This is a genomic window from Limosilactobacillus caviae, assembly GCF_014635905.1.
Taxonomy (GTDB): Bacteria; Bacillota; Bacilli; order Lactobacillales; family Lactobacillaceae; genus Limosilactobacillus; species Limosilactobacillus caviae.
On sequence record NZ_BMDS01000006.1, the window covers coordinates 137889 to 149418 of the forward strand.

Consider the following 11530-nt stretch of genomic DNA (forward strand, 5'->3'; position numbering starts at 1 on the left):
TGCGCTAACTTGCTATACTTAAAGCGTGATAAGTAAGAATAAAGGGGGATATCAGATGAAAGCACGATCTGATGGAAAAATTTCACAATTAAATACCCCATATGCTCGGCAAGTTTCAAGCACAAAGAATCGAAATCGGCAAATTCATAAACGACGATGTAAAAGAATCATTGCTGTTTTCTTTGTTGTATTCTTGATTTTTGGAATTCAAATATTTCAAAGCAAGCGGACATTAGCGGATATTAATGGTAATATTCAGCAAGCACAGTCACAATTAAAAAAGCAAAAACAAAAGAATCAGCAATTACAGCGACAAATCAAACTGTTGCATAACCCTGATTATATTCAGCAGGTTATCCGTGCTAAGTATAATTATTCTAAAAAAGGCGAGACAGTCTATAACCTGAACTAATGATCATAAAATAAGATGTTTAGAGTAGGGTTAAAAAGGTTTAAATGTTAAAATTAAGAATGTAATTGGGTGAAATTATTGCCTTAAATTTTATGGTGATTTTTATGTATTTCCATGCTTATAAATAGTGAAGTTATGGTATACTCAAATACAAAAATACGAGATGGTTCGAGGAGGATCTATAGGTTTCATGGCAATTGAAGTTGGAGCAAAGGTTTCAGGTAAGGTTTCAGGAATCACTAATTTTGGTGCATTCGTTGATTTAGATGATAATCAGACAGGATTGGTACACATCAGTCAGATCTCTGATAAATACATCAAGGACGTTCATGATGTATTGGCAGTTGGGGATGAAGTTACTGCAAAGGTAACACGGATTGGTGACGACGGTAAGATTGCCCTTTCAATCAAGGCCGCTGCTCCTCATGAACATCAAGATCATCATGATAACCATCATCGTGAAAATAATCATCACGAACGAAACAATAATTTCCGTGGACACCACGATAGTTTTCGCGGTGGCTTTGGTGGGGGACGACACCACAATAACCACCAACACGAAGACTTTAACGATATGCTCGCAGGCTACTTGAAAGAAAGTGAATCACGCTTATCTACCTTAAAACGGCAGACAGATGGTAAGCGTGGTGGCCGTGGCGGTCGGCGGAGCTAATATGACAAAGCTACAACAAGCATTTGAGCGGCACCTTATTAGGAGTCGCTTTTTTACTTATCAGGATAAAGTAGTAGTTGCTGTTTCAACAGGTGTGGATTCGATGGTCTTGTTGGATCTGTTACAACGATTGCCGACTTTATACCGCCCACAAATAATTGTCGCGCATATGAATCATGAATTACGTGCGCAAAGCCGGCTTGAGGAACAATTTATTCAGCAATATTGTAAACAACATGACTTGCCGCTAGAAATTGCTCATTGGCCGAAAGCACAGCACCCGCAAAATGGTGTTGAAAATGCGGCACGGCAAGCTAGGTATCGGTTCTTTAAACACGTGCTTGATAAATATTCCGCCGATTGCTTAATAACCGCCCATCATCAAAACGATCTGGCGGAGACGATGCTGATGAAACTAACCCGTGGCGGACAAATTGATCAGTTAGTCGGGATAAGAGATCAGCGACCATTTGGAAAAAGCAAACTGGTAAGACCTTTATTACCTTTTAGCAAGAAGAGCATTCGTAATTATGCACAGGGACGTCATCTTAAATGGTATGAAGATGAAACGAACAATGATTTGGACATTCAACGAAACCGTTATCGTCATGAGATAATTCCGTTACTTGAAAAAGAAAATCCACAGGTACTTGCTCACCTGACGCATTATCACCAACAACTAAGTGAAATATTAGCTTGGCGCGATCAAGAGATAGGTCAGCGACTGCAGGTAATAGTTAGCACAGATGGTAAATTAAATGTTGCGGGTTTGCTTGAGAGTAATCGTTTCTTACAAAAAGACCTTTTGCGTCAATGGCTTAATAACCAGCACGTTCATGACGTTAAAGAGCAGCAGTTGAGTGAGCTGTTACAAGTATTGGCAAATAGTAATAAACCGCAGCAAACCATTCTGTTGCCTCACCAATATAAGCTCGAAAGAAATTATTCTGTGTGCGCAATAAAAAAAGCGAATAATCAGATTAATGCTCTACAAAATTCCCGAGAGCATGTGATAGAATTGGAACAATGGTATCAAGTTGATAAGACAAAAATGATAGCTGTCTCTACTGAAAAGGCCTTTTTTGCCGACGAAAAGGAACTATCTTTACAATGGCTTGCTCCGGATCAGTTTCCGTTACGCATACGCAAATGGCAAAAAGGAGATCACATCCGATTAAAGGGTGGTCAGCATCAACTAGTAAAGCGGGTGTTGATCAATCAAAAAGTACCGCAAGATCAGCGTGACCAACAGCAAGTGCTTATAGATGCTCACGGTGAGGTTATTTGGTTGATCAATCGCAAATGGAGCTGGTTTGAACGCCCAACGGATTATCAGCAGGCTTGGCGATTATGTTTTATTGGTATAAAAGATAAGGAGTAAAAGAATGAATAACGATATTGAGCGTGTCTTATATAGCGAAGAAGTGCTTGGCAAACGGATGGATGAATTGTCAAAAGACCTAACAAGGGATTATAAAGATAAGCGGCCAATCATCATTTCGGTATTAAGCGGGGCAGTTTTATTCACTGTTGATATGATTGAGCGACTAGATATTATGGCCCAAATTGACTTCATTGATGTATCAAGCTATTTTGGCGGCTTAGGATCAACTGGAACGGTAAAGCTCATTCATGATTTGAAAACAGATGTAAAAGACCGGCATGTTTTGATTATGGAAGATATTGTTGATACTGGTCATACATTAAAATACTTAATGGACCTATTGGCGGATCGAGGGGCCAAAAGTATTAAGGTTTGCTCCCTGTTAAATAAACCAGAAGGACGGGAAGTTGACGTCGATCCTGATTATGTTGGATTCACGGTTCCTAAAGAATTTTTAGTAGGGTATGGGTTAGATTACAAGGGATTTTACCGGAATTTACCATATGTTGGAATTTTGAAGCCATCTGTATACCAAAATGACTAAAAATGTTAGATAATTAAAGGGACGGGAAATTCTATTTAGATAACCTGAATTTAAAGATATTCTTAATTAAGGCTGTTTTTATAGATCCGTAAATTTGTAGTAGGTATTATATAAAATGTTGACGATAAAACTGTTAATTCTTCTGGGAAATTAATGGTCAATATTTGTCAAATATGCTATGATAGTGACTACAATTATAAAAATATCGTTGCTGGTAGATAGGAGGTTGTTATGAACAACAATCGTAAAAAGAATAATTTTACTCATAACGTTCTCTTCTATGCCGTGATGTTCTTGTGTATTATGGGAATTGCTTACTTCTTCTTTGGTGGTAACGCATCAAACGGACAAAGTAAGACGGTTTCTCAAAGCGAGTTTATCTCTGAACTGAAGAGTAATAAAGTTAAGAGCGTTCAGCTTCAGCCAAATGGCGGTGTTTACAAGGTTACGGGTACTTACCGTAAACCACAATCTAATAACAGTAATGCTGCTAATAACAATGGCTTTGCTCTTGCTACGCAACGAAACAATAAGGTTACTCAATTCCAGAGTTCTGTTCTGGAGAGCGATGTAACTATTAGTCAGCTTCAAAAATATGCTAATCGTCATAATGTGAAGATTAGTACACGGGCTGAGGAATCTAATAGTGTTTGGATGAACCTATTGTTGACCGTGTTACCGCTAGTTATCATGATTTTCTTCTTCTACATGATGATGGGTCAAGCTGGCCAAGGCGGTGGCGGACGTGGAGTAATGAGTTTTGGTAAGACAAAGGCTAAACCAGCTGATGCCAAGAAAAACAAGGTTCGTTTCTCCGATGTTGCCGGTGAAGAAGAAGAAAAGCAAGAGTTGGTTGAAGTTGTTGAATTTTTGAAGAATCCAAAGAAATTCAACAAACTTGGTGCTAGAATTCCATCTGGTGTTTTGCTTGAGGGTCCTCCAGGTACTGGTAAGACCTTATTAGCTAAAGCAGTTGCCGGTGAATCTGGCGTACCTTTCTTCTCAATCTCAGGTTCTGACTTTGTTGAAATGTTTGTCGGTGTTGGTGCTAGTCGTGTTCGGGACTTGTTTGAACAGGCTAAGAAAGCCGCACCAGCGATTATCTTCATTGATGAAATTGATGCCGTTGGTCGTCGCCGTGGTAACGGCATGGGTGGCGGTCACGATGAGCGTGAACAAACCTTGAACCAATTGTTAGTTGAAATGGATGGTTTCCAAGGTGACGAAGGAATCATCGTAATGGCAGCTACTAACCGTTCCGATGTTTTGGACCCCGCCCTTCTTCGTCCAGGTCGGTTTGACCGTAAGATTTTAGTTGGACGGCCAGATGTTAAGGGTCGTGAAGCTATTCTTCGGGTTCATGCTAAGAACAAACCAATGGCAAGCGATGTTGACCTGAAAGAAATTGCTAAGCAGACACCTGGATTTGTCGGTGCGGATTTGGCAAACTTGCTAAATGAAGCTGCATTATTAGCTGCTCGGCGGAATAAAACTGAAATTGATGCTGCGGATTTGGATGAAGCTGAAGATCGGGTAATTGCAGGACCAGCTAAGCATAACCGAGTTCAGTCCGAACAGGAAAGAAAGACAGTTGCTTTCCACGAAGCAGGTCATACAATTGTTGGGTTAGTATTGAATGACGCACGTGTTGTTCATAAGGTTACGATTGTCCCTCGTGGTCGTGCGGGCGGTTATGCTATTATGCTTCCACGTGAAGATCAAATGCTTATGTCGAAAAAGAATGCAATGGAGCAGATTGCCGGTTTAATGGGTGGTCGTGCGGCTGAAGAGTTAGTCTTTAAGTCCCAGTCTTCAGGTGCCTCCAATGACTTTGAACAAGCAACCCAGATTGCCCGTTCAATGGTTACTCAATATGGTATGAGTGATAAGATTGGTCCGGTAGAACTGCAGAGTTCTGGTCAGGTCTTTACAGGTCAAGGCTATGACCAATCACCTTACTCAGAAAAGACTGCTGCTTTAGTTGATGAAGAAGTACGGCGGATCTTAATGGAAGGCCATGAAACAGCCTTACATATTATTGAGACACACCGTGAACAACATAAGCAGATTGCTGAAGCATTACTTAAGTATGAAACGCTTGATGAGAAACAGATCCTTAGTCTTTACAAGACAGGAAAGGTTCCTGATAAGGACGTGGCTGCTGAAGATGAAGAAGCACGGGCACAAACCTTTGAGGAATCAAAGCGTGAACTTGAACGATTGGAAAATGAACGTCATGATGAAGCTAAGAGTGACAAAGCTGACTCAGATACTTCAAATGATGATTCAACCAATTCACAGTCGAGTGATGATTCAGATAACTCTGAGGATAAGTAAATTGTTGAAAAGACGGAAGAAACAAAACCTGATGGATAGGTGGTGGGTCTTCCGTTTTTTCTTTTGGCAAATTTAAGGAGGAATTTACAATGAAAACAACAGATTATTTAGTAAAATCAATGACTAAGGATGGAAAGTTTCGTGCTTATGCAGTTAATGCCACTCAAGTTGTAGAAAAAGCGCATAAAATTCATGATACATGGAGTGCTTCCTCAGCTGCTCTTGGCCGGACTTTAATCGGGACTCTCTTGTTAGCTACGTCAAGCCTCCAAGGAGAAGCGGGAATGACAGTTAAGATTCAGGGTAATGGACCAGTTGGCTTTATTGTTGCTGATGGTACTGCTCAAGGAACGGTAAAAGGCTACATGGGAAATCCTCATGTTTCGTTACCCGCAAACGATAAAGGGAAAATTGATGTTGCAAAAGCGGTTGGAACTAAAGGAACGCTTTCAGTAACAAAGATGGCTCCTGGCGATAAGACTCCATATACTGGTGAAGTTAATTTGGTATCAGGAGAATTAGGTGATGATTTTACTTACTACCTTGCCCAATCTGAACAAATTCCATCTGCAGTCGGATTGTCCGTATTTGTAAATCCAGATGAAAGCATTGACGTTGCTGGAGGCTTTATGATTCAGGTGATGCCGGGTGCAAGCGATGAAGAAATTAGTAAACTTGAAAAAACGCTAAAGGACTTGCCGTTAGTATCACAAATGCTACGGGATGGCGATACTCCAGAAGATATCTTGAAGAAAATTTTTGGTGACGATTTAAAGATTCTTGAAACGATGCCAGTTCGCTATGAATGTGATTGTTCCAAGGAACGGTTTGCCCATGCTCTTGCAAGTATTTCTAAAGATGATATGAAGAAACTAATTGATGAAGATCATCATGCAGAAACGGTGTGCCAATTCTGTGGTAAGAAATATGAATTTAATGAAGATGAACTGAAGAAGATTTATGCCGAAATGACTGCTAATGACGATAAAAAATCAACTGATGAAAAGTAATTTTTGGTGCTTAGCGGTTTGATATGCTATGATAGTTGAGTTATCGGACAATTAAAAATGAAACTGGATGGCCAGCACAGTTTCTTAAGCAGTAATGAGGTGAAAAAATGAAGTGGAAGATCGGTAACGTTGAAATTCCTAATCAAGTTGTTGTTGCACCAATGGCTGGAGTAACCAATTCTGCCTTTCGGGTTATCTGTAAAAGATTTGGTGCTGGCTACGTTGTCTGTGAAATGATCTCAGACCGTGGCATTATGTACCATAACCAACGAACACTGAATATGATGGACGTTGACCCTGAAGAACACCCGATGGGAATTCAGATTTTCGGCGGAACCAAAGAAACATTAGTTGAAGCAGCAAAGTATGTAGACCAACATACAGCAGCGGATGTAATTGACATTAATATGGGATGCCCTGTTAATAAAGTCGTGAAAACCGATGCGGGTGCCCGTTGGCTACTAGACCCTAATAAAGTATATGAGATGGTGTCTTATGTAACGGATGCAGTAGAAAAACCTGTTACAGTTAAAATGCGGACTGGATGGGATGATAAGCATATTTTAGCGGTGGAAAATGCCCTTGCTGCTGAGCGTGCAGGAGCTAGTGCAATCGCGATGCATGGTCGAACTAGAAAACAGATGTATACGGGACATGCTGATTGGAATATACTAAAAGAAGTAGCGAGTCAATTAAAGATTCCGTTCATGGCCAATGGTGATGTACGAACACCAGAAGATGCCAAAAAGATCCTTGATATGACGGGAGCAACTGCGGCAATGATTGGCCGGGCAGCAATGGGCAATCCGTGGATGTTAAAGCGGACAGAACATTACCTTGAAACCGGCGAATTACTTCCTGAAGCAACACCCGAACAAAAAATTGAGATGGCAAAAGACCACCTTAATCGTTTAGTTGATTTAAAGGGTGAGTACGTTGGTGTTCGCGAATTTCGTGGATTATCTACCTACTACATTAAGGGAATTCCACGGGCTGCACGGACCAAGGTAGCATTAGTTGAAGCGGAAACCCTCGATGAGATGAACGAGATTTTTGATCGCTTTGCTGAACAAACTGCAGAACGAGCAGCGCGGAAGCATGCTTAATTACGAGGAGGAGAAAATAAGTGTCACAAGAATTAGATCAAATGCGCGTCCGGCGTGAAAAAATGGAAGAACTAAAGCAGGCGGGGATTGAACCATTTGGTCGTCGTTTTAAACGAGACCATCTTGCTCAAGACTTACATGATAAGTTTGATCAATACGATAAAGAAGAATTGAACGAAATGGGCGCCAAAGTAATCATTGCTGGACGGATGACAAGAAAGCGGAGCAGTGGTAAAGCAGGTTTTGCTGACTTTGTGGACCGGACTGGTAAGATCCAGGTTTACGCTCGGAAAGACATGGTTGGTGATGAACCTTACCACATTTTCAAGCGGTCAGATATTGGTGACTTCCTTGGAATTGAAGGGGATGTTATTAAAACTGATACAGGCGAATTAACAGTTCGTGCACATAAAATCACTTTCTTATCTAAGGCATTGCGTCCGCTTCCTAACAAGTGGGAAGGGGTTACTGATCCCGAGACCATTTATCGGCAACGTTACCTTGATTTAATTTCTAATCCAGAAAGTTTCAAACGATTCCACCAACGGACAGCGATTATTAAGGCTGTGCGGAAGTACATGGATGACAATGGCTTTACTGAAGTTGAAACACCAATTTTGAATACCCAAGCAGGTGGAGCAAATGCCCGTCCATTCATTACTCACCACAATGCGTTAGATATTGATATGTACTTGCGGATTGCAACCGAATTATACCTTAAGCGGTTGATCGTCGGGGGCTTTGAACGGGTTTATGAACTTGGTCGGATTTTCCGGAATGAAGGGATGGATCCTCACCACAACCCTGAATTTACAACTATGGAAACTTATGCTGCTTACTTCGATTTCCAAGATGTAATGGATGAAACTGAAGGAATCGTAAAAGCTGCCGCAAAAGTTGTTTCAGATGATGGAAAGATTACGTATCAGGGACATGATATTGATCTTGGTGGAAACTTTAAGCGCATTACGATGGTTGATGCAGTTAAGGAAAAGACCGGGATTGACTTTGGCAAAGAGATGTCTGATGAAGAGGCTAAGCAATTAGCTGATGAACACAATATTCAATACGAATCATACTGGACAAAAGGGCATATCTTAAATGCGTTCTTTGAAGAATACGTTGAGGATACGCTTATTCAACCAACGTTTGTATATGAATTCCCAGTAGAAGTTTCACCACTAGCAAAACGTAATGCGGACACCCCAGCGATGACTGACCGTTTTGAATTATATGTTGATGGTAGTGAGTTAGCGAACGCCTTTAGCGAATTGAACGATCCAATTGACCAAAAGGAACGTTTTGAAATGCAGGCTAAGGAAAAGGCTAACGGTAACGATGAAGCAGAACCAGTCGACTTAGATTATGTTCAGGCCCTTGAATACGGAATGCCGCCTACAGGGGGACTAGGAATCGGAATCGACCGTCTTGTAATGCTGCTTACTGATGCAAAGTCAATTCGTGATGTAATCCTCTTCCCAACTATGCGTCCAGAAAAGGAAGAAACGAACGGTAAGAAGAAAAAGAACAAGAAGAAGTAAGACCAGTAATTGTTGTAATGCTGGGCTTCGAGGGGAATTTAAGCCTTTACTTTATCTTGCTTACTAGTATTGAAATTGCTTATAAAAAATAGTGTGTACACCCAAAATACACCATTTTTAAAAATAAGAGACTCGTACCTGATTTGCAGGGTACGGGTCTTTTTAAATGTCAATATTGAAAAATTTAATTATTATTTTTGACTGGTGATGGTTTATTATATCCATAAGTTCCAGGGACTGAAACAGTATTGTTTGGATTGAGGCTCGGATCAGCAGCTCCTGGTAGGTGAAACGCGCTATTGGCTGGCGGAGTTACTGCTACTTCTGCTGAGTGAGATAATTGGGGGATCCAATTATAAGGAATTCGATAAGCACGATAAATTAGATGATCAGCAATATATGGATAAATATATTCCCAAACTATTTCATGACTTGGCGTAACCTCTAAGAAACGTCCGCCAGCACCCTCGTCAATTAATGTATTTCCATTAGGAAGTCGTTGGACGCTGCCTTGTAATGGAGAGTAGAAATAATTAGCATGGGCTGCTGCTTTATAGCCCATATCTTTTGCAGAAAAGCTCCATTTCTTTTCTAAGGTAATTGGGTTAAATTCAATAACCTCTGATCCATCAATGCGTGTTGTTTTCATTCCGGTTGACGAGGTCTGGTTAGGTGCGCCATAGCCAGCCCAGCCTCCATTGTTGAGAGCAAGAATATTTCCCGCGCCAGGTAAGCCTTTAGGAATTAAATGCACATTATGCATCCCTACTAGGGGTCCTAATTTACGTAAAGCAAAACTTTTAGTAAAGTCAGGACCTAATAGCCAAACGATTTTCCCAGTATCGTGGTCAACAATCCAGCTCATCATTGCTTCACGCGAACCCATTAGGATGTTATTCGGTTTAAATCGTTGGTCACCTTGATCAAACCATTTATTTGGCCCAAGATAACTAGCATAGTTAATATGAAATACGTCCCCTTCATTACTAGTAGATTGAAAGTTGGGGTTCTTAAAGATTGCATTTTTTTGTTCATCAGTTAATGGAAAATCATTAAAATGATCTAGTGTACTCCAAGACCAAAGCTTGTTGCCATCGCGGTCAATTTCTAATAAGACATGGTCAAGAAGGGGATAAGGTGATATTGAATCAATTTTTCGATCATGGTGAGTAAGAAGTAAAACTTTTTTAAAGTCATCTTTTGTTTCTTGCCCAGGTACGAAATACCCCACCGGATTTCCTTCAAGTTGATAATCGTGGTGGACTCTTGCAACCCATGTTTTTCCTATCCCTTGATCGGTAACTTCTTCATTGTGGGTAAATGACCATCGAATATTACCATCCCAATCAATTTCGGTTAAATCGGCATAGTCCTGATAAGCATCACTGCTTTTTCGACAGCGTAAAGAGCCGAAAACCTTACCACCATTAATCATTTTATTAGGGAAGCCCTGTAAGTCTTTCCATTCATGAACAACTTTTCCGTTCATATCGATTAAGATTGTACCTTCGTTTTTAGCATTGAATAGTGTATAACCCGACCAAGTTTTACTAGGATTGAAGTTAGTAACTCCGGTTGGAAATATTGATTGTCCCATTTTTTCCACTCCTTTGATTATTAAAAACTTAGAAAGTAGTAAATGCAAGTTAGAGAGATTTTTTACTGTTGCGAAGATAGCAGATTCTGTGGTGTTTAGACCAGTAATAACAAAATAATCTGGTACTTTTAACAGTTTTCGGATATCGCTTACATTATTGACCAAATAAATATTATAATCAATAATTTTGCAAAGCGAAGGATTGTTAATTGCTTAATCAATTTAAGGTCAGCATATCGGAGTGAATATAATAGTTTTGAATTTGAAGCCAAGAGTCGCGGTAATTAACTGAGATTCTTGTTTTTATTCTGGAAAAATAGAAAAGTTAATTTTAGCGTTTATTTTAGTTGGCCAAGTTAGATGGTAGTAGAAGGAATTTTTTGAAAAAAGTTGGTGTTGGAAATTACGTTAGTTTTTACTAAATTAAAGAAGTGTTTGACAATTATTTTTGCTTTAATACATACAATTCAATTCAAGGAAAAGTAGAAAGTTCGGCTATTTAAAATGGTAAAAAAAGTTGATAAAAAAGTGTTGACGAGGGAGTGAAATCCATGTATAGTAATTACCGTTGTCAAAACAGTGCAGTGCTGTTGAGATGCTTCAAGTTAAAAGTTATAAATAATTGTTGACATCCGATTGACAACATGATATATTAATAAAGTTGCTGATTGAGTTATTGATCAGAAGGAATTTAAAATTAATTAAAATTTCTTCTTGACAAGTTAAATCGATATATGATATAATAAATATGTTGATTGACTGCTTAGTTAGTTAACTGGTAGACCTTTGAAAACTGAACAAAGTTTCGACGAATCAAATGTGTAGGGTCTTCAATCACGATGTGATTTGAAGCAAAATATTTGCGAAGTCAATTCGCTTAATAATAACGATAATTAAGAGCTATTCAAGTTCTGATATATTTTATA

Annotated in this window: 9 protein-coding genes; 8 read left to right on the forward strand and 1 reads right to left on the reverse strand. The window is 39.6% G+C overall.

Features of this window, described 5'->3' with window-relative positions; all coding sequences use genetic code 11:
* Window positions 1-55 precede the first annotated feature (55 nt).
* The 8 genes from IEU90_RS09145 (at window position 56) to lysS (ending at window position 9007) form a co-directional block, all read left to right on the forward strand.
* On the forward strand, window positions 56-412 hold the full coding sequence (locus IEU90_RS09145; protein WP_153710538.1) for a septum formation initiator family protein: 357 nt from the start codon (window positions 56-58) through the stop codon (window positions 410-412).
* 190 nt (window positions 413-602) lie between these two features.
* Complete coding sequence (locus IEU90_RS09150; RefSeq protein WP_153710539.1) at window positions 603-1085, forward strand: S1 domain-containing RNA-binding protein; 483 nt, start codon at window positions 603-605, stop codon at window positions 1083-1085.
* A 1-nt stretch (window position 1086) separates the two neighbouring features.
* The gene (gene tilS, locus IEU90_RS09155) at window positions 1087-2466 is read left to right on the forward strand and encodes a tRNA lysidine(34) synthetase TilS (RefSeq protein ID WP_153710540.1); all 1380 of its coding nucleotides are present in this window, start codon (window positions 1087-1089) and stop codon (window positions 2464-2466) included.
* Window positions 2467-2470: 4 nt separating this feature from the next.
* Window positions 2471-3013, forward strand: coding sequence for a hypoxanthine phosphoribosyltransferase (gene hpt, locus IEU90_RS09160; protein ID WP_153710541.1), 543 nt, complete (start codon window positions 2471-2473; stop codon window positions 3011-3013).
* 231 nt (window positions 3014-3244) lie between these two features.
* The gene (gene ftsH / locus IEU90_RS09165; RefSeq protein WP_188358038.1) at window positions 3245-5350 is read left to right on the forward strand and encodes an ATP-dependent zinc metalloprotease FtsH; all 2106 of its coding nucleotides are present in this window, start codon (window positions 3245-3247) and stop codon (window positions 5348-5350) included.
* Window positions 5351-5439: 89 nt separating this feature from the next.
* Window positions 5440-6360 (forward strand): Hsp33 family molecular chaperone HslO, encoded by a 921-nt coding sequence (gene hslO, locus IEU90_RS09170; protein WP_153710543.1) that lies wholly within the window; start codon window positions 5440-5442, stop codon window positions 6358-6360.
* Between the two features lie 107 nt (window positions 6361-6467).
* On the forward strand, window positions 6468-7466 hold the full coding sequence (gene dusB, locus IEU90_RS09175; protein WP_182598893.1) for a tRNA dihydrouridine synthase DusB: 999 nt from the start codon (window positions 6468-6470) through the stop codon (window positions 7464-7466).
* A 20-nt stretch (window positions 7467-7486) separates the two neighbouring features.
* Entirely contained in the window at window positions 7487-9007 is a 1521-nt protein-coding gene (gene lysS / locus IEU90_RS09180) for a lysine--tRNA ligase (protein ID WP_188358039.1), read from the forward strand.
* A gap of 184 nt (window positions 9008-9191) precedes the next feature.
* Here lysS and IEU90_RS09185 read toward each other — a convergent pair whose 3' ends face one another.
* Window positions 9192-10604 carry an arylsulfotransferase family protein gene (locus IEU90_RS09185; protein ID WP_153710545.1) on the reverse strand — a complete coding sequence of 471 codons (1413 nt, stop codon included), beginning with the start codon at window positions 10602-10604 and terminating at the stop codon, window positions 9192-9194.
* Between the last annotated feature and the right edge of the window lie 926 nt (window positions 10605-11530).

What these genes read in the sequence shown, in the direction of transcription:
- IEU90_RS09145 (WP_153710538.1), top strand. Translation starts at nt 56, where the DNA reads ATGAAAGCACGATCTGATGGAAAAATTTCACAATTAAATACCCCATAT.
- IEU90_RS09150 (WP_153710539.1), top strand. Translation starts at nt 603, where the DNA reads ATGGCAATTGAAGTTGGAGCAAAGGTTTCAGGTAAGGTTTCAGGAATC.
- tilS (WP_153710540.1), top strand. Translation starts at nt 1,087, where the DNA reads ATGACAAAGCTACAACAAGCATTTGAGCGGCACCTTATTAGGAGTCGC.
- hpt (WP_153710541.1), top strand. Translation starts at nt 2,471, where the DNA reads ATGAATAACGATATTGAGCGTGTCTTATATAGCGAAGAAGTGCTTGGC.
- ftsH (WP_188358038.1), top strand. Translation starts at nt 3,245, where the DNA reads ATGAACAACAATCGTAAAAAGAATAATTTTACTCATAACGTTCTCTTC.
- hslO (WP_153710543.1), top strand. Translation starts at nt 5,440, where the DNA reads ATGAAAACAACAGATTATTTAGTAAAATCAATGACTAAGGATGGAAAG.
- dusB (WP_182598893.1), top strand. Translation starts at nt 6,468, where the DNA reads ATGAAGTGGAAGATCGGTAACGTTGAAATTCCTAATCAAGTTGTTGTT.
- IEU90_RS09185 (WP_153710545.1), bottom strand. Translation starts at nt 10,604, where the DNA reads ATGGGACAATCAATATTTCCAACCGGAGTTACTAACTTCAATCCTAGT.